Origin of the sequence: uncultured Paracoccus sp., from assembly GCF_937873615.1 — a bacterium.
GTDB lineage: Bacteria > Pseudomonadota > Alphaproteobacteria > Rhodobacterales > Rhodobacteraceae > Paracoccus.
The window spans coordinates 78,332-100,106 of sequence record NZ_CALMYP010000012.1 but is presented as its reverse complement, the minus strand read 5'-3'; the positions used below and the strand labels follow the sequence as shown (position 1 = coordinate 100,106).

General features: G+C 66.4%; 19 protein-coding genes. 15 read left to right on the top strand and 4 right to left on the bottom strand.

Features of this window, described 5'->3' with window-relative positions:
* Positions 1–29 precede the first annotated feature (29 nt).
* Together Q0330_RS03325 and fdhD are read left to right on the top strand one after the other, a co-directional pair.
* Positions 30–1,199 carry an AGE family epimerase/isomerase gene (locus tag Q0330_RS03325; protein ID WP_299474405.1) on the top strand — a complete coding sequence of 390 codons (1,170 nt, stop codon included), beginning with the start codon at positions 30–32 and terminating at the stop codon, positions 1,197–1,199.
* A 43-nt stretch (positions 1,200–1,242) separates the two neighbouring features.
* On the top strand, positions 1,243–2,034 hold the full coding sequence (gene fdhD, locus Q0330_RS03320) for a formate dehydrogenase accessory sulfurtransferase FdhD (RefSeq protein WP_299474402.1): 792 nt from the start codon (positions 1,243–1,245) through the stop codon (positions 2,032–2,034).
* On the opposite strand, the gene Q0330_RS03315 is transcribed toward fdhD, so the two are convergent.
* The gene (locus tag Q0330_RS03315; RefSeq protein WP_299474399.1) at positions 2,031–3,260 is read right to left on the bottom strand and encodes a multidrug effflux MFS transporter; all 1,230 of its coding nucleotides are present in this window, start codon (positions 3,258–3,260) and stop codon (positions 2,031–2,033) included. The genes fdhD and Q0330_RS03315 overlap by 4 nt on opposite strands.
* Before the next feature lie 159 nt (positions 3,261–3,419).
* Between Q0330_RS03315 and Q0330_RS03310 the strand changes: the two genes are divergently transcribed.
* From Q0330_RS03310 to Q0330_RS03295, 4 genes are all read left to right on the top strand, one after another.
* Positions 3,420–4,364, top strand: coding sequence for a glycosyltransferase family 2 protein (locus Q0330_RS03310; RefSeq protein WP_299474396.1), 945 nt, complete (start codon positions 3,420–3,422; stop codon positions 4,362–4,364).
* Positions 4,365–4,452: 88 nt separating this feature from the next.
* Complete coding sequence (gene thrS / locus Q0330_RS03305) at positions 4,453–6,399, top strand: threonine--tRNA ligase (protein ID WP_299474393.1); 1,947 nt, start codon at positions 4,453–4,455, stop codon at positions 6,397–6,399.
* Between the two features lie 200 nt (positions 6,400–6,599).
* Complete coding sequence (locus Q0330_RS03300; RefSeq protein ID WP_299474441.1) at positions 6,600–6,806, top strand: cold-shock protein; 207 nt, start codon at positions 6,600–6,602, stop codon at positions 6,804–6,806.
* Positions 6,807–7,244: 438 nt separating this feature from the next.
* Positions 7,245–7,880: a DsbA family oxidoreductase gene (locus Q0330_RS03295; RefSeq protein WP_299474391.1), complete on the top strand. Its 636-nt coding sequence runs from the start codon at positions 7,245–7,247 to the stop codon at positions 7,878–7,880.
* A gap of 74 nt (positions 7,881–7,954) precedes the next feature.
* On the opposite strand, the gene Q0330_RS03290 is transcribed toward Q0330_RS03295, so the two are convergent.
* Complete coding sequence (locus tag Q0330_RS03290) at positions 7,955–8,512, bottom strand: DUF882 domain-containing protein (RefSeq protein WP_299474388.1); 558 nt, start codon at positions 8,510–8,512, stop codon at positions 7,955–7,957.
* Between the two features lie 286 nt (positions 8,513–8,798).
* Here Q0330_RS03290 and Q0330_RS03285 point away from each other — a divergent pair, with 286 nt between their 5' ends.
* From Q0330_RS03285 to Q0330_RS03270, 4 genes are all read left to right on the top strand, one after another.
* Positions 8,799–10,394 (top strand): L,D-transpeptidase family protein, encoded by a 1,596-nt coding sequence (locus tag Q0330_RS03285; RefSeq protein WP_299474385.1) that lies wholly within the window; start codon positions 8,799–8,801, stop codon positions 10,392–10,394.
* A 74-nt stretch (positions 10,395–10,468) separates the two neighbouring features.
* Positions 10,469–11,554: a UDP-3-O-(3-hydroxymyristoyl)glucosamine N-acyltransferase gene (locus Q0330_RS03280; protein ID WP_299474382.1), complete on the top strand. Its 1,086-nt coding sequence runs from the start codon at positions 10,469–10,471 to the stop codon at positions 11,552–11,554.
* Positions 11,555–11,581: 27 nt separating this feature from the next.
* The gene (locus Q0330_RS03275) at positions 11,582–11,842 is read left to right on the top strand and encodes an acyl carrier protein (RefSeq protein WP_299474379.1); all 261 of its coding nucleotides are present in this window, start codon (positions 11,582–11,584) and stop codon (positions 11,840–11,842) included.
* Positions 11,843–11,859: 17 nt separating this feature from the next.
* Positions 11,860–13,068, top strand: coding sequence for a beta-ketoacyl-[acyl-carrier-protein] synthase family protein (locus Q0330_RS03270; RefSeq protein WP_299474437.1), 1,209 nt, complete (start codon positions 11,860–11,862; stop codon positions 13,066–13,068).
* Between the two features lie 23 nt (positions 13,069–13,091).
* On the opposite strand, the gene Q0330_RS03265 is transcribed toward Q0330_RS03270, so the two are convergent.
* Together Q0330_RS03265 and Q0330_RS03260 are read right to left on the bottom strand one after the other, a co-directional pair.
* Positions 13,092–13,859 carry a TIM barrel protein gene (locus Q0330_RS03265; protein ID WP_299474376.1) on the bottom strand — a complete coding sequence of 256 codons (768 nt, stop codon included), beginning with the start codon at positions 13,857–13,859 and terminating at the stop codon, positions 13,092–13,094.
* A gap of 5 nt (positions 13,860–13,864) precedes the next feature.
* The gene (locus Q0330_RS03260) at positions 13,865–14,398 is read right to left on the bottom strand and encodes a DUF1285 domain-containing protein (protein ID WP_299474373.1); all 534 of its coding nucleotides are present in this window, start codon (positions 14,396–14,398) and stop codon (positions 13,865–13,867) included.
* A gap of 90 nt (positions 14,399–14,488) precedes the next feature.
* Here Q0330_RS03260 and Q0330_RS03255 point away from each other — a divergent pair, with 90 nt between their 5' ends.
* From Q0330_RS03255 to fabZ, 5 genes are all read left to right on the top strand, one after another.
* A complete protein-coding gene (locus Q0330_RS03255) occupies positions 14,489–15,487 on the top strand; it encodes a MoxR family ATPase (RefSeq protein WP_299474370.1) in 999 nt (332 codons plus the stop codon).
* Positions 15,484–16,368, top strand: a complete 885-nt coding sequence (locus Q0330_RS03250; RefSeq protein WP_299474367.1) for a DUF58 domain-containing protein — start codon at positions 15,484–15,486, stop codon at positions 16,366–16,368. The genes Q0330_RS03255 and Q0330_RS03250 overlap by 4 nt, the downstream gene beginning before the upstream one ends.
* Positions 16,365–19,088: a DUF4159 domain-containing protein gene (locus Q0330_RS03245; protein WP_299474364.1), complete on the top strand. Its 2,724-nt coding sequence runs from the start codon at positions 16,365–16,367 to the stop codon at positions 19,086–19,088. Before Q0330_RS03250 ends, Q0330_RS03245 begins: the two co-directional genes overlap by 4 nt.
* Positions 19,085–21,205: a hypothetical protein gene (locus Q0330_RS03240; protein WP_299474362.1), complete on the top strand. Its 2,121-nt coding sequence runs from the start codon at positions 19,085–19,087 to the stop codon at positions 21,203–21,205. The genes Q0330_RS03245 and Q0330_RS03240 overlap by 4 nt, the downstream gene beginning before the upstream one ends.
* An 88-nt stretch (positions 21,206–21,293) precedes the next feature.
* Positions 21,294–21,770 carry a 3-hydroxyacyl-ACP dehydratase FabZ gene (gene fabZ / locus Q0330_RS03235; RefSeq protein ID WP_299474359.1) on the top strand — a complete coding sequence of 159 codons (477 nt, stop codon included), beginning with the start codon at positions 21,294–21,296 and terminating at the stop codon, positions 21,768–21,770.
* Positions 21,771–21,775: the final 5 nt, after the last annotated feature.

Genomic DNA, 21,775 nt, shown 5'->3' with positions numbered 1-21,775 from the left:
CGAAGGCTGTGGCCGAAAGGAAAAGCAGAATGACCGATTACGGACCCGACTGGACGCGTGCCGAAGCCCGGCGCCTGCTGGATTTCCATGCCCGCGCGCTGAACCCTGCCGGCGGGTTCTACAAGCTGGCCGCCGATGGCAGGCCGCTGCCCGACGACCCGCGCGGCCGCGGCAATACCCGCGAGCTGCACGAGACCACGCGGATGATCCATGCCTTCGCCCAGGGGGCAGGGCTGAACCATCCGCAGGCGCGCGCGGTGGTCGATCACGGCATGAGCTTCCTGTTCGCCGGCCATCTCGACCCGGTGAATGGCGGCTTCTGGTGGGCGGTGGACGATGCCGGGCCGCTCGACAGCAGGAAACAGGCTTACGGCCATGCCTTCGTGTTGCTGGCGGCGGCCTCGGCCGGGGGGATCGGCCATCCCGACGCGGCGCGCCTGCGCGAGACGGTGATGACGGTGCTGCGCAGCCGTTTCTGGGAACTCGATCCGGGCGCGGTCTCGGACACGTTCGAGGCCGACTGGACCGATCCGCCCGCCTATCGCGGCGGCAATGCCAATATGCACCTGACCGAGGCGCTGATCGCCGCCCATCGGACCTGGGCCGATCCGGCGGATCTGGCCATGGCGCGTTCGATTGCCGGTTTCATGATCGACCGCCATGCCCGCGCCGAAGGCTGGGTCGTGCCCGAGCATTATACGCCCGACTGGCAGATCGACCGCGATTTCGAGGGCGATCCGATGTTCCGCCCGCCCGGCACTACGCCCGGCCATGCCATCGAATGGGCGCGGCTGGTGCTGGAACTGCGCGAAACCGGCGGCAACGACCCGCAGGACGACTGGACGGTCGAGGCGGCGGAGGGGCTTTATCGCCGCGCGCTTGCCGATGCCTGGCTGCCCGAGGGCGGGTTCGCCTATACGCTGGACTGGGACGGCCAGATCGACAATCGTCGCCGGCTGTGGTGGCCCGTGGCCGAGGCCGTCGCCACCGCCCATGCCTTGCACCGCGCCACCGGCGATGCGGATTGGCTGAAGGATCTGGATAAGTTCTGGACCCATCTCGACCGCCACCACATCGACCACAAGAACGGCAGCTGGTATGCCGAGATCGACCCCGAGGGCCGCCCGGTCGAGACGCTGTTCCCCGGCAAGCCCGACATCTATCACGCCATGACCGCCGTGATGGCCGCCGAAGGCTGACCGGCAAGGTTCGTTCATTGTCCATGATCCGCGAGGTGTCGAATTGAGCAGCATCCCCGCCCCTGCAAGGCGGATCTCGGACGGGGCAGAGATCGAGGTCACGCTGGCCGAGGAAACCGCCCTTGCAGTGACCTATGACGGCAGCACCCAGGCGGTGCTGATGGGCACGCCTGCGGATCTGGAGGATTTTGCCTATGGCTTTTCCCTGACCGAAGGCATCGCCCGCCCCGAGGAGATTGACGCCGTCACACCCGAACGGGTCGCGCAGGGCGTCGATCTTCGCATCTGGCTGAAGCCAGAGGCCGGGCAGCGCTTCATCGCCCGGCGCCGGCGGACGCTCGGCCCGGTGGGTTGCGGCCTCTGCGGGGTGGAAACCCTGTCGGCGGCGATGCGAGAACTCGGGCCGGTGCGCGGCACCTGTGTCCTGACGGCAAAGGATCTCGACCGGGCCGTTGCCGCGACAGATGCGGGGCAGGCGCTGCGTGACGCAACCGGGGCGACACATGCGGCGGGATTCTATGTGCCGGGGCAGGGGCTGATTGCGCTGCGCGAGGATGTCGGGCGGCACAATGCGCTCGACAAGCTGGCCGGGGCGCTGATCCGGGGCGGTCATGCCGGGCTGATCGGTGCGGGGGCGGTGATCCTGACCAGCCGGGTCTCGGTCGATCTGGTGCAGAAGGTGGCGACGCTTGGCGCGCCGGTCATGGTTGCGCTTGCGGCGCCAAGCTCGGCGGCGGTCGCGGCGGCTGAACAGGCGGGGATCGGGCTTGCAGCGCGTGCGCGCTCTGCCTCGCAGGGCGAGATCCACGCCAATGCCGCGCGCTTTGCGCTTTAGTCGCGCAGCCGTGCCATCAGCAGCCAGGCCAGCGACGAACAGACCAGGGCCGCCAGCATCATCGGGGTTGGCGTGCCGTTGAAGGTAAGGCCGACCGGGGCGGCGATGGTTACGGCACCAAGCGCGGACAGCGCCGCGACCATGCTGGCGGTCACGCCGGCCAGATGCGGCATGTTCTGCATCGCCAGTGCATTCAGGTTGCCGAAAGTCACGCCGGCCATGAAAAACAGGCTGACCGCCCAGATGAAGAAGCCGTAAAAGGCTGCATCGCCTTGCAGCGCCCCGCTTGCGACCAGCAGGAGCGCAAGCGATGCCGCGACGATCTGCATGGCATAGGCGGCCCGCGCCATCCGGCGCATCCCATAGCGCATGACGTAACGCGCATTGATGATGGTGCCAGCGCCCGAGAGGACGGCCATGACAGCGAACCAGCGGGTAAAACTCTCGGAGCGGCCATAGGTGATGCCGAAAAGCTGTTCCGAACTCGACAGAAGTGCGAACATCTGCGCGAAACCCAGGGTCAGCACCAGCGTGCACAGCATGACCTGCCGATTGCCCAACACCTCGCGGATCGAGGCGGCCAACCGCTTGCGGTTCAGCGGCACACGGCGTTCGGGCGGCAGGGTCTCGGGCTGGCGCAGCCAGACCCAGGTGATGCCGATGGTCCCGAAGACCATGAAGGCGCCGAAGACCGCACGCCAGCTTCCGGCGCTTTCGATGATCAACTCTCCCAGGGCGGGGGCGAGGGCCGGGATCATGATGAAGATCATCATCACGAAGCTGGTGATCCTTGCCATTTCGCGCCCGGCATAAAGGTCGCGGATCAGTGCGGTTCCGGCAATGCGTGGTCCCGAGGCACCCATGCCCTGAATGAAGCGCAGGACCAGAAGCAGCGTCAGGTTATTGGCGAAGATGGCACCGGCCGAGGCGGCGATATAAAGCCCCGACCCCAGAATGATCGAGGGTTTGCGCCCGATGGCATCCGAGATCGGGCCGACGCAGGCGGTGCCCACCCCCATGCCGGCCATGAAGGACATCAGCACAAGCTGCGCGCGGTTGGTGTTCTCGGGCGACAGCTCGGCGGCAATCTCGGAAAGCGACGGTAACATGGCGTCGACCGAGAAGGCCGCCGTCGCGAAAAGCACCGCCAGCATGGCGACGAATTCGAAAAGAGGAAGCTTGCGCGCCGGCGTTGATACGGGCGGCGTTGGGTTCGGGGATGTCATTGCTGTCACCTGTCGCGGTGCCTTGCGCTTATACCCCTGACCCAGCAAGGGCAAGTCCTGCGCCCGGCGAAATCTGCGCCCCGGCCCTTGTGCCAGGGCCGGATCGGCGGCAGATTTCGCGGCATTGGCTAGCCGGGAATGATGATGCGCCACGTCTTGATGAGTTCGATGAAGGATGAAGGCCCTTTCGTGCTGGAATTCGTGGCCCATCACCGCGTGCTCGGCTTCGATGCCATCCATGTCGCCAGCAACGATTGCAGCGATGGCACCGATCTGCTGCTCGACGCGCTTGCCGCGCAGGGCGCCATCACCCATCTGCCGAACCGTCTGAAACCGGGCGAACGCCCGCAGCGGCGCGCCTATGAGAAGATGCGCGAGGCCTTCGATACCGACCGCGCCGACTGGATCATGGCGCTGGATGTCGACGAATTCCTGTTCGTGAATGTCGGTGCGGGTCGGGTCGGCGACCTGACCGCGCTTGCCGGGCCGGAGGTCGATGTGATCTCGCTCTCGGCGCTCAGCTTCGGAACCTCTGAAAACGAGGCATGGCAGCCCGGCCGCGTGACCGAGCAGTTTACCCGGCGCCTGCCCGAGAAAGCGCGCCAGAACGCCCCGGTCAAAAGCCTCAGCCGGGGGCAGGGGCGCTGGCGCGGAGTGCAGAACCACCATCCGGTCGGGTTTCTGGGCGGCGGCGATATCGCCGCGATGCGCGGCAATGGCGAGGTCATGGCGGTGCCAGATGACGGCAAGCTCTGGACCCATCTGCGGAACTTTCCGCCCCGGTTGATCGCCCATGACTGCGCCTGGTATAATCACTACACGATCAAATCCATCGAATCCTTCCTGCTGCGCGGGTTGCGCGGCAATGGCGCGGCGGCAATCGGCGAGGAGATCGGCCAACGCTGGAACGAGAGTTACTGGGCGCAATTCGCGGCGGCCAATATCGCCGACCGCCGCATCACCGCCCGCTATGGCGCCGAAACCGCCGCCGAGATGGCCCGCCTGCTGTCGCTGCCCGGCGTGGCAGAGGCCCAGGCCGAGGCCGAGGCGCGCTATGCGGGCAAGATCGCCGCACTTGCCGAGGCGGACAGGCCGGACGGTTGACAGCATCGCCGATCCGGCGCATGTCAGCGGCTCTGACATAACCCGCAACCGGGCGTTCCGTGGGCGCCAAACCGACGAGGAGACGGCCATGAGCCAGATTTCCCTGACATTTCCCGATGGCAATTCGCGCGATTATCCCGCCGGGGTGACCGCCGCCGAAGTGGCGCAGTCGATTGCGCCGAGCCTCGCCAAGAAGGCGATTTCCGCCAGCCTCGACGGTCGCCATATCGACCTCGCCTGGCCGATCCATGACAGCGGCGCCATCGCCATCAACACGATGAAGGACGACGCGCCGGCGCTGGAACTCATCCGCCACGATTTCGCGCATGTCATGGCCCGCGCCGTGCAGGAGATCTGGCCCGATGTGAAGGTCACCATCGGCCCGGTCCGCGATTACGGCTGGTTCTACGATTTCGACCGCGAGGAACCCTTCACGCCCGAAGATCTCGGCCAGATCGAGGCAAAGATGAAGCAGATCATCGCCGCCCGCGACCCTGTCCGTACCGAGGTCTGGGACCGTGACCGCGCGGTCGCCTATTACAAACAGCGCGGCGAGCCGTTCAAGGTGGAACTGATCGACCGCATCCCGGGCAATGAAGACCTGCGCATGTATTGGCATGGCGACTGGCAGGACCTGTGCCGCGGCCCGCATCTTCAGACCACGGGGCAACTGCCCGCCGATGCCTTCAAGCTGACCCATGTCGCCGGGGCCTATTGGCTGGGCGACAGTTCGCGCCCCATGCTGCAACGCATCTATGGCGTGGCTTTCCGCAACAAGGACGAGTTGAAGGCCCATCTGCACATGCTGGAGGAGGCGGCGAAGCGCGATCACCGCAAGCTCGGCCGCGAGATGGACCTGTTCCACATGCAGGAAGAAGCCCCGGGCCAGGTCTTTTGGCACCCGAACGGCTGGAACATCTACACCACGTTGCAGGATTACATGCGCCGCCGTCAGCGCGCCGGCGGCTATGTCGAGGTGAACACCCCGCAGGTGGTCAGCCGGCGGCTGTGGGAGGAATCCGGTCACTGGGAAAATTACCAGGACCACATGTTCATCGTCGAGGTGGACGAGGAGCACGCCAAGCAGAAGACCGTCAACGCGCTCAAGCCGATGAACTGCCCCTGCCATGTGCAGATATTCAATGTCGGCCTGAAGAGCTATCGCGACCTGCCGCTGCGCATGGCCGAGTTCGGCTCCTGCAACCGCTATGAACCTTCGGGCGCGCTGCACGGGATCATGCGGGTGCGCGGCTTCACCCAGGACGACGCGCATATCTTCTGCACCGAGGATCAGATCGAAAGCGAGACCAGGCGCTTCATCGACTTCCTCTCGGCCATCTATCGCGATCTCGGCTTCGACAAGTTCCGGGTCAAATTCGCCACCCGCCCCGAGCATCGCGCCGGTTCCGACGAGGTCTGGGACAAGGCGGAAAGCGCGCTTCTGTCGGCCACCCGCGCCGCCGGTATCGAGCCAGAGGTGAATCCGGGCGAGGGCGCCTTCTATGGGCCGAAGCTGGAATTCGTGCTGACCGACGCCATCGGCCGCGACTGGCAATGCGGCACCCATCAGGTCGATTTCGTCCTGCCCGAACGGCTGGATGCCTCCTATATCGGTGAAGATGGCGCGAAACACCGCCCGGTCATGCTGCACCGCGCCACGCTCGGCAGCTTCGAACGCTTCATCGGCATCCTGATCGAGAACTTCGCCGGCAAGCTGCCCCTGTGGCTGGCACCGCGTCAGGTGGTCGTGGCCTCCATCGTCTCGGATGCCGACGATTATGTGCGCGAGATCGTCTCGACCCTGCAGGCGGCAGGCATTCGCGCCGAGGCCGATATCCGCAACGAGAAGATCAATTACAAGGTTCGCGAGCATTCCGTTGCGAAGGTTCCGGTGATTCTTGCCATCGGAATGAAGGAAGTTGAGGAACGAACTGTCTCGATGCGGCGTTTGGATCAGCAGGGAAGCCGCTCCATCGCCCTTGATGAGGTGGTTTCCACGCTTAACCATGAGGCAACCCCGCCTGATTTCGGCTGAAATATGCCGATGTCATTAAAGATTAACGCTGCCGTGACATTCGGCGGCGTTTCCTGCTTGCGTTTTGTCTGTATTACTTCAAGGGTTACGGCGTGAGCATGACTTTCTACCGCCTCCCTTCACGGGGCAGCCGGAATATCGAAAGGGCTGCACGGCCCGGTCGCAAGCCCGCGATCGGGAAATTCGAAGGAGAGAACGGAATGGCCACTGGCACCGTTAAATGGTTCAACACCACCAAAGGCTACGGCTTCATCGCCCCCGATTCGGGCGGCAAGGATGTCTTCGTGCATATTTCTGCGGTCGAGCGCGCCGGTCTGACCGGTCTGCAGGACAACCAGAAAATCAGCTTCGAGCTGCAGGCGGGCCGTGACGGTCGCGAATCTGCTTCGGATCTGAAACTGCTCTGACATCTTGTTGCGGGAGGGGCCTTCTCGTCATTCCCGCAATTTTCCGGTTTGGGGCGATCAGGATACTGGTTGTCTCTGATTGATACCTGCCTGTTTGCCCGACGCGGCAGTGGGTCTTGAACTGAGCGCATATTTTCGCCTTTACCTAGGGCATAGCGTTGCGCTTGGGCGTTTCTGACGCGCCGGAATGCTTGATGCCCGTATGGCGATCATGCAGCCGATTATGACCTGATTTCCTGTTTCAATGATGCTCGGTCCATTTTGTGCCGTTCCTCATTGCGCGTCGATTTCTGCCGCGCAGCGACAGGTTTTACGATCTGCCAAGGGTCGTGCGAAAATGCGGATAAGCCGTGAGGAATGCCTGCGCATTGCATCGCAACCTCTGCCTCGCTATCCCTCACCAGACGCAGAATTGCCGTTGAAATTGGGGGCGGGACATTGACCACACTGGACATTTTCGCCGATCCGACCTGTCCGTGGTGCATGATCGGCAAGGCCGAACTGGATCAGGCGCTGGAAACGCGTCCCGGCCACAATTTCGCCATCACCTGGCATCCGTTCCGGCTGAACCCCAACCTGCCGCCCTCGGGGGTGGACCATGTCGACTATATGCGGGCGAAGTTCCGCGACGAGGCCGGGATCATCGCCGCGAACGAGCCGGTCCTGCGGGCGGCGGAACGGCTGGGTCTGTGGATCAACATGGCCGCGATCAAGCGGGTGCCGCAGATGCTCGACGGGTTTCGGCTGCTGCATTGGGCCGGGATCGAGGGCGCGCAGAGCCTGGTCATGTCGGGCCTGATGCGGGCCCATTGGCGCGAGGGCAGGGATATCGGCGATCCTCAGGTGCTGGCCGGGATCGGCGCAGATGCGGGAATGGACCGGCAGATGATCCTGCGGCTTCTCGCCAGCGATGCGGATCGCGATGAGGTGCTGGCCCGCGAGGCCCATGCCCGCGAACGCGGCATCCGCGCGGTGCCGACCTTTGTCATCGCCGGAAGCCAGGTTGTGCCGGGGGCGCAATCGGCGGATCTGTGGCGAAAGGTCATCGACGAGCTGTCCGCTTCCGGCGACTGACTGCGGAACCCGCCTGCCCAAAAGCAAAGGCCCGCCACGGGGGCGGGCCATTTGGCTGATGTCCTTGGGTGCGCTTATGCGCCCCAGGTGCGGACCGGGCCGCAATCCATATGCACGAAGTTCGAGCGCGAATACTTGCCGACGCCGCCGGCGCGGCAGGCCGCGACGGCCTTGTAGATCTGGTTGACCGAACGCGATTTCAGCCGCATGTCGGCGGCCTTGCCCGACATGTGCAGCGAGTTCCGGGCCACACCCGAGGAACGCGCGCGCAGCATGGCATTGGTCTTGGGCGAACGATAGCCCGAGAGCATCATATAGGGCTCGTTGGTCTGCATCAGACGGTGCGCGGCGGTCGCGATGTCGATATTGCGCGGGTCGATGCCGATGGCCTGACCGGTGCGCCAGTCGCGCATGAAATAGTTGATCTCGTTCAGCGCGTCGCGGATGTATTTGCCATCAATCCAGTAGACGGTGTCGATGCTTTCGCCGGTGCGCGGCGAATACATGTTGATGCGGCGATAGTCGCCGGACTTGCGCAAGATTCCGAAGGCGTTGGCTGCAACCGGGGCAGCGGCAACGGTCGTTGCGGCAAAAATACCCATGATGCCGCGGCGGGTGATGTCGATTGTCATTTCAGATCGCCTGTCCTGCTTTTCTTAACTCACCACGCGGGGTGGCCTGTCCCGTGTTTATCCCGGGACTGATGAAGAATATGTCACCATCTCGCCACAGGTCGAAGCCATTTCGTTCCAGGCTGAGCGAGATACTGCCCATTTCGGCGAAAATCCGCCTGTCTGTGCCCGCAAGAACACGGTTGGCCCAAGGATTTCACGTCAAGAGCCGTCGCAGGGCGACGATGCTGGACGCATTGTCGCAGGGCTGGCACATTAAGGAAAACGCCCGAGCAGAGGTCAAAAGGTGAACGAGTTTCCGAATCGGCTGTGCCGTGCCCTGGTGGCCGGTGCCGCCTTGGCAGTCCTGCCAGCCATGGTCGCCGCATTTCCGGCGCCGAAGCTGGATTTCTCGGAATTCGAGATGCAGCTGGCGCAATCCGTCGCCGGCGATCCGGGGCTGGCGGCTTTCTACGGCGCTCACGGATTGAAGCCGGTCTTCCTTGGTCCCGAGGCCGCCCCGCGCCGCGCGGCGCTGCTCGATGCGGTCAGGCAGGCGCCGCTGCACGGGCTTCCGCCGCAGCGTTACGATACCAGCGGTCTCGATCCCGACACCCCGGCCCGCGATGTCGGGACCGAGTTGCGCTTTGCACGGGTGCTCTCGCGTTGGGCCGACGATGTCTCGAACGGGCTGGTCGATCCGGCGCGCACCGATGGGATGAACAAGCGCGAGGTGATCGCGGTCGACATGCCGGCCCTGCTGGATCGGATGACGAGTGGCGATCCGGCCGCGGCTCTGGCGGCGCTGGAGCCGCAGGATCCGGCCTATCTGCAGATGAAGGAGATGCTGGCCAAGCAGGCCTCGCTGGTGGCGCCGCCGGGCGCGCCGGACGTGGCCTCGGGGCTTTATCGCATCGGCACCTCCGGCCCGGATGTGGCCGACCTGCGGCAGCGGCTGGCCAGCATCGGTTTCGAGGCCGCCACCCCGCCGGTCGATCCGCAATCCTTCGACGAGGGGCTGGCCGGGGCGGTGGCCGATTATCAGCGCGCCGCCGGGCTGCCCGATGACGGCGTCGCCGGTCCGAAGACGCTTGCGCGCCTGAACGGCGCCGATACCGGCCCGCAGACCCGCCGCCTGATGATCGCGATGGAGCGGATGCGCTGGCTGAACGGCCACGATCTGAGCACCCGCATGATCTGGGTGAACATCCCCAGCTACATGGCCGAGATCCGCGAGGGCGGCCAGACCGTCTTCGAGACCCGCGTCGTCGTCGGCAAGCCGGAGGCCGATTGGGAAACCCCGGAATTCAGCGATAGGATGGAATTCGTGGTTCCGAACCCGCGCTGGAACGTGCCGCGTTCGATCGCGGCGCAATCCTATCTGTCGAAGCTGCGGGCCAATCGCTATGCGGTCTCTCATCTCGACGTGGTCGACCGGCGCGGTCGGGTGATCCCGCGCGAGAATATCGACTTCAATCAATACACGGACCGGAACTTCCCCTATACGCTGCGCCAGAAGCCCTCGGCCGACAATGCGCTTGGCCAGGTCAAGTTCATGTTCCCGAACCCCTATAATATCTATCTGCACGACACGCCCTCCAAGGGGCTGTTCGGCAATGCGACGCGCGCCTATTCGCATGGCTGCGTGCGCGTCGGTCGGCCCTTCGATCTGGCTTACGAGCTTTTGCGCGGCAACAGCAGCGACCCGAAGGGCCTGTTCCAGCGCGCGCTGAGCACGGGCGAGGAGCGCTGGATCAAGCTGGACGAACCGCTGCCGATCCATCTGGTCTATTTCACGACCATTCCCGGCCCGGATGGCAAGCTGCGGACCTATCCCGATGTCTATGGGCGCGATGCGCGGGTCTGGAATGCGATGCAGAAGGCGGCGGAAGCGAACAGCTGATCGCGGCTTCGGAATTCGCGGGGCTGGCAAAGCCGGCTGCGGATGTCTAGATCATTCCGCGAAAGGAGACCGCGATGCAGGTCACGATCAAGGAACTCGCCACGGCGCTCGATGCGCGCGCCTGGGGCGATCTGTCCATTGCGGTCAGCGGCGCGGCCGAGCCGGGGCAGGGCGCGCCGGGCCAGATCACACTGGCGATGGCGCCGAAATATGCCGAGGCGCTGAAACCGGGCGATGTGGCGATCCTGGCCGAGGGTATGGACCCCGAAGCCTATGGGCTGGCGGCGGCGATCTTCGCGCCGCGCCCGCGACTGGTGATGGCCGGGCTGACGCGCAGCTTCGATCCCGGCCCCGATATCGCGCCGGGCATCCATCCGAGCGCGGTGATCGACCCATCCGCGCAGATCGGCGCGGATGCGGCCATCGGCCCCTTTGTCGTGATCGGCGCGGGCGTAAAGATCGGGCCGCGCGCCCGCATCGCCAGCCATGTCTCCATCGCGCGCGGCACCAGGATCGGGGCGGATGCGCTGATCCTGGCGGGCGCGCGCCTGCAGCACGGGCTGAACATCGGCGACCGCGTGGTGATCCAGCCCGGCGTGGTGATCGGATCGGACGGGCTGTCCTTTGTCACGCCCGAGGAGTCCGGCGTCGAGGAAATGCGCCGAACGCTTGGAAAACGCGAAGAAATCAAGAAACAGAAATGGGTTCGAATCCATTCCCTCGGCGGGGTCGAGATCGGCGACGATGTCGAGATCGGGGCCGGCAGCGCCATCGACCGGGGCACGATCCGGGCGACGCGGATCGGGCGCGGCACCAAGCTCGATAACCTCGTCCATATCGGCCATAACGTCATCGTCGGCGAGGATTGCCTGATCTGCGGGCAGGTCGGCATTGCCGGCTCCTCGGTGATTGGCGACAGGGTGGTGCTGGCCGGGCAATGCGGGGTTTCGGACAATATCACCGTGGGCGACGACGTGATCGCGGGGGGCGCCAGCAAGCTCTTCAGCCGCGTGCCCGCCGGGCGCATCGTGCTGGGCAGTCCGGCGGTCGAGATGACCGCGCGGATGGAAATCGACCGCGCCACCCGCCGCCTGCCGCGACTTGCCGCCACGGTCGCCAAGCTTCAGAAATCTGTTACAGACTTGTTGGACAAGGCCTGAGCCCTGCCAGACCCATCGGAGGACCAGATGAGCGATATTCGTAACCGCATCCGAGAGATCATTGCCGAACAGGCGATGCTGGATGTCGATCAGGTAACCGACGCGGCCAGCCCGGCGGAACTTGGCATCGACAGTCTCGGGCTGGTCGAATCGATTTTCGCACTGGAGGAGGAATTCGACATCACCATCCCCTTCAACGCCAATGAGCCCGAGAAATCGGAATTCGACATCTCGAACATGGGCAGCATCTTCGCCGCCGTCGAAAAGCTGGTGGCCGAAAAGGCATGAGCAAGGGGCGTAACGGTTTGCGGCGGGTCGTCATCACCGGCATGGGCACGGTCAACGCGCTTGGCCTCGATGTGCCCTCGACCCTGGACGCGTTTCGCGAGGGGCGCTGCGGCATCACCGATCTGAAATTCCGCGATGTCGAGCGGCTGACCATCCAGATCGGCGCGCAGATCCATGACTGGCAGCCGGAAACCTGGTTCAACCGTCAGCAGATCCTGCTTTATGACAAGTTCACCCAGTTCACGCTGCTGGCCGCGAAAGAGGCCGTGGCCCAGTCGGGTCTGGATTTTCAGGGCGAGCTGGGGTTGTGCTCTGGTGTCATTCTGGGCACCGCCGGCGGTGGGCTGAACACCTGGGACGAGAATTACCGCGTCGTCTACGAGGAAGGAAAGAACCGCGTTCACCCCTTCGTCGTGCCGAAGCTGATGAACAATGCCGCCGCCAGCCATGTCAGCATGGAATACGGGCTGCGCGGCCCGTCCTATACGGTGGCCACGGCCTGCGCGAGTTCCAATCACGCGATGGGGCAGGCTTTCCAGATGGTGCGTTCGGGTGCGGCCAAGGTCATGCTGGCGGGTGGCTCGGAAGCCATGCTCTGCTTTGGCGGGGTCAAGGCCTGGGAAGGGCTGCGGGTGATGTCGAAGGACGCCTGCCGGCCGTTCTCGGGCAATCGCAACGGCATGGTTCAGGGCGAAGGGGCCGGGGTCTTCGTGTTCGAGGATTACGACCATGCCCGCGCCCGCGGGGCCGAAATCCTGGCCGAGGTGGTGGGCTTCGCCATGTCCTCGGATGCGCAGGATATCGTCATGCCAAGCGCGCAAGGGGCCGAGCGCGCGATTACCGGGGCGATGCGCGATGCCGGGCTGAACCCGGACGAGATCGGTTATATCAATGCCCATGGCACCGGCACGGCGGCCAATGACAAGACCGAATGCGCCGCTGTCGCCCATGCTTTCGGCCATCACGCCGACCGGCTGATGATTTCCTCGACCAAGTCCATGCATGGCCATATCATCGGCGGCACCGGTGCGGTCGAATTGCTGGCCTGCATCATGGCCCTGCGCGAGGGCATCATCGCCCCGACCATCGGCTATGAGGAACCGGACCCGGAATGCGCGCTCGACGTGGTGCCGAACGAGGCCCGCGAGGCGCAGGTCGAGGCGGTGCTGTCCAACGCCTTCGCCTTCGGCGGCCTCAACGCGGTGATCGCCCTGCGCCGGATCTGAGCGGCGCAAACGCGGCCTTGGCCTTAGCTGTGGTAGAGTTCCGACGACATCCAGTGCAGCCCGGCGCCGGTCGTGGTGCGCGGATGGTATTCGGCTGAGATCCAGCCGGAATAGCCGGACGCTTCCACCGCCCGCAGGAATTCGGCGTAATCGATATCGCCATCGCGCGGCTCGTGCCGGCCCGTTGCGCCTGCGATCTGAATATGATGAACCCGATGCTGGCAGGCCTTGAACGTATTCAGCACATCGCCGGTCATCATATGGGCCTGGTATGCATCGAATTGCAGGCCGAGATTGGGCGCGCCGACCGCCTCGATCACCTGCAGCGCCAGATCGAAGGAATCGAGGAAATGGCCGGGCTTGTCGGTTGCGTTCTTAGGCTCAATCGTCAGGCTGGCATGTGGTGCGCGATGGGCCGCCCAACCCAGGTTTTCCACCAGACAGGCGTAAGCTTCCGGTCCCTTCGCCTTGCCTGCCATGACGTGAATATGACGCGCCGACAGTGCCTCGGCGACGCGCAGCGCACGTTCGAAATCGTGGCGGAAACGCTCCTGCACCTCGGGAACGGCGGCAAAGCCGCGCGGGCCGCCGGCCCAGTTCGGCGGCGGACAGGTGATCATCACGATGTCGAGGCCTGCCGCATCAGCCGCGCGGCGCAGGTCGGGGACGACGAGATCGTAGGGGAACAGGATCTCGGCGCCCCTGAAACCGGCGCGACTGGCGGCGTCGAACCGTTCCAGCATGGGAAGTTCGTTGAACAGATGGGTCAGATTGGCGGCAAAACGTGCCATGATCGTTAAAGCTCCAGTGGAAAAAACAGTCCCGCCGAATTGACCCCCATGCGCCCATCGGGTCCGGGGGTGGCGGCTTCGGCCAGCCGGTAGAAACTCTTGCGGTCGATCCGGGCCAGAAGCCCGCCCCGGATCTCGACATAGGGGCGCGGCGCATCGGCTGTGCCGGCCATGGTCAAGGGATGCGCGCCGTCCAGACGCGCGCTATCGCCGATATTGGTGGTGAAGGTGATCCCATCCTGGTCGAAATCCACATCGACGGCGATGAAGGGGGCATCGACGACCCTGATGCCGATCTTCTCGACCGGGGTCACCAGATAGTGTCGGCCATCCTCGAATTTCAGGATATTGGCGAACATGCGGACCATGTTGGGCCGCCCGATCGGCGTACCTTCGTGAAACCAGCTGCCATCGGCGCGGATTTCCATGTCCATTTCACCGCAATAGGGCGGGTTCCACAGATGCACCGGGGCCGGACCGCGCAGGCCTTCGCGCTGCGCCACGGCTGCGATCCCTTCGCTGCGGATTCCTGCCTGCATCTCCTCGCCTGTACTCCCGGACCGATTAACCATTTCACCCAGCAACGATACATGGTTTCATATGTCATAGAGCAGAATGAGAGAGTTGTCATGACCGAGGATGACAAACTGGTTGACGAGGTTTCCGATCTGGGCAACCGCCTGTTGCAGGCGCGCCGCAGCATCGAGCGGCGCTTCGTCGGCCAGCACGAGGTGGTCGAGCAGGTTCTGGCCGCGATTCTGGCCGGCGGCCATGCGCTTCTGGTCGGCCAGCCGGGCTTGGGCAAGACCATGCTGGTCGATACGCTGGCCACGGTGCTGGGCCTTGAGGATGCGCGCATCCAGTTCACGCCCGACCTGATGCCGGCCGATATCCTCGGCTCGGAAGTGCTGGACATGGCCGGTGACGGGCGGCGGGAGTTCCGCTTTGTCGAAGGTCCGGTCTTCACCCAGCTTCTGATGGCCGACGAGATCAACCGGGCCAGCCCGCGCACGCAATCGGCGCTTCTGCAGGCGATGCAGGAAGGTCAGGTGACCATCGGCGGCGCGCATCGCCCGCTTGGCCGGCCCTTCCATGTGCTCGCGACCCAGAACCCGATCGAGCAGGAGGGCACCTATCCGCTGCCCGAGGCGCAACTGGACCGCTTCCTGCTGCAGGTCGATGTCGATTACCCGGATCGAGAGACCGAGCGCGCCATCCTTCTGGCCACGACCGGCATCGAGGAAGCCGCCCCCCATGCGGTGCTCGATGCCGAAGGGCTGATCGCCGCGCAGGCGCTGATCCGGCGGATGCCGGTGGGCGAGACGGTGGTGAATGCGATCCTCGATCTGGTCAGGGCGCTGCGTCCGGGACCGGACAGCGCCGACTGGATCGCCGAGACGCTCAGCTGGGGGCCGGGGCCGCGCGCGGCGCAGGCGCTGATGCTGGTGACCCGGGCGCGGGCGGTGCTGAACGGGCGCTTCGCCCCGACGCTCGACGATGTCGATGCCATGGCCGCGCCGGTGCTGCGTCACCGCATGGCGCTGAGCTTTGGCGCCCGGGCGCGCGGCGAAACCACCGAGGCCGTGATCGCGCGCATCCGTGACGCCCAGTTCCGGCAGGCGGCGTGACCGCAGCCCCGGCCAGCGAGATCGCCGTGCTGCGCGCAAGGGCCGAGGCGGCATCCGCCGCGCTGCCGCCCCTTGTGCTGGCGCGTGGCCGGGTCGCGCCGGTCGTGGCCCCGGGCGGGCACGGGCTGCGCCGCCCGGGCACCGGCGAGGATTTCTGGCAATACCGCCCCGCCCATGAGGGCGACACGGCGGCGACCATCGACTGGCGCCGCTCGGCCCGGGGCGATTCGCAATTCGTCCGCGACCGCGAGCGCCAGACCGCGCGCACCGCTGCGATCTGGGTCGGGCGCGGTGCCGGCATGGGCTATCGCGGGCAGTCGGAGAAGGGCGAAAGCAAGTTCGAACGCGCCCGCATGATCGGGCTGTCGCTGGCGCTGTCGATGATCCGCGCCGGCGAGCGCGTGGCGCTTCTGGGCGAGCAGGCCGGGGCAGGTGCCGCCCAGGCCGAGAAGATCGGTTTCGCGATGGGCTCGATGGGGCTTCTGTCCGGGGATGGCGATCACCCCGATCCGGGCGCGGCGCGGCCGGGGCAGGTCGCGGTGCTGATCGACGATTTCCTGCAGCATGACGCGCGCCTCGATGCGTTCATCCAGCGCATGGCGGATCTGGGGACGACCGGGGTCATGTTGCAGGTCCTGCATCCCGACGAGGAGGGTTTTCCCTTTGCCGGTGCTCTCCGCTTCGAGACCGCGGGCGGGCTTCGCCACGAGACCCGCGATGCCGAGGGGCTGCGCCGCGCCTATCTGGCCCGGCTGGATGCCCGGCGCGAGATGCTGGCGGGGCTGGCCAGCCGGTCCGGGCTGGTCTTCGGCACCCATGATCTGGGCCAGCCCCTGTCCGAGGCGCTGATCTGGCTGCACGGGGTGCTGGCGGCGCGATGATGATGCTTGGCCCGATAGGTTTCGGCGCGCCGATGCTGCTGCTGGCGCTTGCCGCGCTGCCGGTCCTGTGGTGGCTGCTGCGCGCGCTGCCGCCGGTGCCGCGCCGCATCCGCTTTCCGGGCACGGTGCTGCTTGCCGGGCTGGAAGATCCCGATCCGATTGCCCGGCGCACGCCCTGGTGGCTGCTGCTTCTACGGCTGATGGCGGTGGCGGCGGTGATCCTGGCCTTCGCCCAGCCGGTCTGGCGCCCGGCGCCGCCCCTGGCCGAGGGCGATGCCCTGCTGATCGTGATGGATGGCGGCGCCACCGCCGCGCCGGGCTGGGACAGTGCCCGCAGCCGCGCCATCCGTGCCGCCGAGACCGCGCTTGGCGATGGCCGCCCGGTGGCGGTGCTGCTGGCGGATGGCGAATTCGATGCGGCGGCGCTGACCTTCGGGGCCGATGCCAGCGTGCCGGCGCTGCTGCGCGCGGCGCTGCCACGGCCCTGGCCCGGCAGTTACCCGGACGACCCTGCCGCCATGTTGGCCGATACGCCCGAGGGCAGTCTGCGCACGCTCTGGCTCAGCGACGGGCTCGACCATGAACATCGCCCGGCCTGGCTTGAGGCGCTCAATACCCGTGGCCCGGTGCAGGTGATTCCGCCAGCCGCCCCGCCGGTCAGCCTGCGCATGGCCGAAAGCGGTGCCCGCCCGCTGCTGGAACTGGCCACGATCGGCGATGCCGCGCCCGAGATCCGCGCGCTCGGCCCGGATCCGCAGGGCATTCCGCGCGAACTGGCCCGGCTGACGCCCGAGGCACCCTCGACCCGCGAGGGCGTGACCACGCGGCCCGTGCCCGTCGATCTGCCGCCGGAACTGCTGGGCCGCGTCACCCGCTTTCAGGTCGATGGCGTCGATTCGGCGGCGGCCATCGTTCTGGGCGACGACCGGTTGCGCCGTCCGGTGGTGGCGCTGATCGGGGACGGGCGCGCGACCTCGGAAGGGCAGGCGCTGCTGTCGCCGGCGCATTTCCTGCGCAATGCGCTTGCCACCTCGGCCCGGCTGATCGAGGCCGGGCTGGACGATGCCCTTGCCGCGCGGCCCGATGTCATCGTCCTGATGGATCAGGTCGGGCTGGACGCGACCGGCCCGCTGGCCGATTGGCTGGATCGGGGCGGGCTGCTGATCCGCTTTGCCGGGCCGCGCATGGCGGCCTCCTCGGATCTGCCGAACGAGCCGCTTCTGCCGGTGCGCCTGCGTCCCGGCGGGCGCGACATGGGCGGCGCGCTGAGCTGGGGCGAGCCGCGCCCGATTGCGCCTTTCCCTGCCGATGGCCCCTTTGCCGGGCTGATCGTGCCCGAAGACGTGACCATCCGCGCCCAGCTGATGGCCGAACCCGCGCCCGACCTGACCGAGCGGAGCATCGCCGCCCTTGCCGATGGCACGCCGCTGGTGACGCGCGCGCCATATGGCAAGGGGCAGGTGGTGCTGTTTCATTCCACCGCCAATGCCGACTGGTCCTCGCTGCCGATCTCGGGCCTGTTCGTCGAGATGCTGTCGCGGCTGGTGGCCAGTGCGGGCCGCAGCGTCGCCGAGGCCGACAGCACCGATCCGCGCGACGGCATCTGGACCGCGACCGAGCTTCTGGACGGGTTCGGCCGCCTTAGCCCGGCGCGCGATCCGGCCCCGGTCGAGGGCGCTGTGCTGGCCGACGGCGCGGCCCCGGGGCTGGCCGCCGGGGTCTATGCCTCGGGAGAGCGGATCGCGGCGGTGAATGCGGGCGGCCCCATCGCCGCCGCCGACTGGCCCGGCGCCGTGGTCGAGACCGCGCGCCCGCAGGGTCAGCCGCTGATCGGCTGGCTGCTTCTGGCCGCTGCAACCGCGCTGATCCTCGATCTGTTCGGCAGCGTCATCCTGCGCCGGGGCAGTCTTGCCGTGGCGCTGATCGCCGGCCTTCTGTTCGTCCCGGCGCTGCCCGGAAGCCCGCAGGCACAGGAGATCGACCTGGAACTGGTCCGTGCGGCGTCGGAATTCGCCATGGGCTATGTGGTGACCGGGGATGAGACGCTCGACGATCTGTCGCGCGCCGGCCTGATCGGGCTGTCGCAGATCCTGACCGAGCGGACCACGGTCGAGCCGACCGAACCCGTCGCCATCGACCTCGAACGCGCCGATCTGTCGCTGATGAGCTTTCTCTACTGGCCCATCGGCCCCGATCAGCCGATCCCCTCGGCCGAGGCATATCTGCAATTGAACCGCTATCTGCGTGGTGGCGGCATGATCCTGTTCGACACCCGCGACGCCGATATCGCCGGGACCGGGCCGGACGGATCGGGCGATCTGCGCCGGCTGGCCGGGCCTTTGGACATGCCGCCCCTGCAACTGGTGCCGCAGGATCACGTCCTGACCCGCAGCTTCTATCTGCTGAAGGACATGCCGGGCCGCTTCGCCGGCGGCGAGGTCTGGGTCGAGGCCGCCAATGTCGCCGCCGGCACCGTCAATGACGGGGTCTCGCCGGTGGTCATGGGCGGCAATGCCTGGGCCGAGGCCTGGGCCGTCGATGATCGCGGGTTGCCGGTCCATGCCATAGTAGGCATCGGCGGCGAGGGCGAGCGTCAGCGCGAGATGGCCTATCGCTTCGGCGTCAACCTGATCATGTATGTGCTGACCGGGAACTACAAATCCGACCAGATCCATGTGCCGGACCTGCTGGAACGCCTGCGGCAGGAGGATCTGCCATGAGCTGGGGCGGGCTGGTCTTCGATCCGATCCTGGCGCCGCTGATCGGCTGGCAGGCGGCGGCATGGCTGGCGGCTCTGGTGGCCGTTCTGGCGGTGCTGGCACTGGCGGTCGCGCTCTGGCGGGGGCTGCGCGGGGCGTGGTGGCGGGGGCTGGCGCTCGGCCTGATCGCGGCGGCGCTTGCCGGGCCGGGGCTGGAGCGCGGCACGGCGCGGCCCCTGTCGGATATCGTGTTGCTGGTCGATGATCGCAGCGCCAGCCAGACGCTGCCCGGACGCCGCGAACAGGCCGATGCGGCCATGGCCCGGATCGAGGAACAGCTTGGCCAATGGCCCGGCACCGAGATCCGCCGCATCACCCTTGGCGATGCCGAGGATGGCACCCTGCTTGGCGCGGCACTGTCGCGCGCCATTGCCGAGGAGCCGGCGAACCGGCTGTCGGGCGTCCTCGTCCTCAGCGACGGGCTGGCGCATGACGGCGCGGCGCTGCCGGCCACGGCGCCTGCGCCGGTGCATCTGTTGCAGACCGGAACGCCCGAGGACTGGGACCGGCGCATCGTCATCGACGAGGCCCCGCGCTTTGCGCTGATCGGCAAGCCGGTCATCATCCGCCTGCATATCGCCGATGAAGGCGCGGTGCCCGATGCGGCCCATGCGCCAACGCAATTGCGCGTCAGCCTCGATGGCAAGGAGATCAACAGCGTCGCCGTCGTTCCCGGCACCCGGATCGAACTGCCGGTGACCTTCGATACCGCCGGCCCCAATGTGCTGCTTCTCTCGCTGGACGACCAGCCGGGAGAGTTGACCACCATCAACAACCGCATGGCCCTCAGCGTGAATGCCGTGCGCGACCGGCTGCGGGTGCTTCTGGTCTCGGGAGAGCCCAATCCCGGTGAAAGAACCTGGCGCAACTTGCTGAAATCCGATGCGAATGTCGATCTGATCCATTTCACCATCCTGCGCCCGCCGGAAAAATTCGACGGCGTCCCGGTAAACGAGTTGGCGCTGATCCGCTTTCCGACCGAAGAACTGTTCATGGAGCGGATCCGGGATTTCGACCTGATCATCTTCGACCGCTACCGGATGCGCGGCATCCTGCTGCCGCAATATTACGACAATATCCGCCGCTATGTCGAAGAGGGCGGTGCGGTGCTGGTCTCGGCCGGGCCGGAATTCGCCGGGGTCGAAAGCATCGCCCGTTCCTCGCTGGGGGAAATCCTGCCGGCGCGGCCAAGCGGGCGGCTGATCGAGACCCCCTTCACCCCGCGCCTGACCGAGGCCGGCCGCCGCCACCCGGTGACCGAGGACCTGCCCGGCGCCCCGCCCGAGGACGGCACCGTCGAGCCGGGAGAGACCTGGGGCCGCTGGCTGCGCATGATCGAGACATTTCCTGCGCCCGACAGCACCATCGCCATGATCGGCGAGGGCAACCGCCCGCTTCTGATGCTGCGCCGTCAGGGCGAGGGGCGGGTGGCGCTGATCGCCTCGGATCAGCTCTGGCTCTGGGGGCGGGGGTTCGAGGGCGGCGGCCCGCAGCTCGACCTCATGCGCCGGGTCGCGCATTGGTCGATGAAGGAGCCCGAGCTTGAGGAGGAGGCGCTGGATCTGCGCGCCACGGGTCAGGTGCTGGACATCACCCGGCGATCCCTGGGCGAGATCGACACCCCGGCGCAGGTCACCGGTCCCGATGGCGCTTTGGCCGAGGTGGTGCTGGAAGAACAGCGCCCCGGCCATTTCACGGGTCGTTATCCGGCTGGGGTGCCCGGGCTTTATTCGGTCCGGCAGGGCGATCTGACGCGCTCCATCGTCATCGGCCCGGCCAGCCCGCGCGAATTCGACCGCACCGTCGCCAATCCGGCGGAACTGGCCGGGCTGATCGAGGCCACGGGCGGCTCGGTCCAGCCGCTTTCGGAGGATATTCCCGATCTGCGCCGGGTCGAGGCCGGACGCCCGACCCAGGGGCAGGGCATCGCCCGGCCCTGGATCGGGCTTGTCGCCCGCGATGCCGAAACCGTGACCGGATTGTCGCGCAACCCGATCCTGCCCGGCTGGGCCTGGCTGTTGCTGATCGCCGGGGCGACGCTGACCGGCTGGCTGCTGGAAGGCCGCCGCCGCGCCTGACACCCTTTCGCCCAAAGACGCCCTTCGGCTTGCCAATCTCCCCCCCGCTTTGCTAGCACCTGTTGTAACCCATTCGAAAGGCAGACACATGGCCGAGACGACACCGACCGAAGCCGATATCGGCCTGATCCAGCGGATCATCCCGCATCGCTATCCGTTCCTGCTGATCGACAAGGTGCGTGACATCGTGCCCAACGTCTCGGGCGTCGGCATCAAGAACGTCACCTTCAACGAGCCGCATTTCCAGGGTCATTTCCCGAACCAGCCGGTCATGCCGGGCGTGACCATCGTCGAGGCGATGGCGCAGACCGCCGCCGTGGTGGTGGGGGTCAGCCTCGATCTCGCCGACAAGGGGATGCGCACCTATTTCATGGCCATCGACAAGGTGAAGTTCCGCCGCATGGTGGTGCCGGGCGACGTGCTGGAACTGCATGTCACCGTCAAGCGCGGCGGCGGCAAGATCTGGAAATTCGAGGGCAAGGGCATGGTCGGAGGCGAAATGGCCTGCGAGGCCGAGTTCACCGCGATGATGGACCAGCCCGCCGGCGGGACCGCGAATGGCTGAGACGC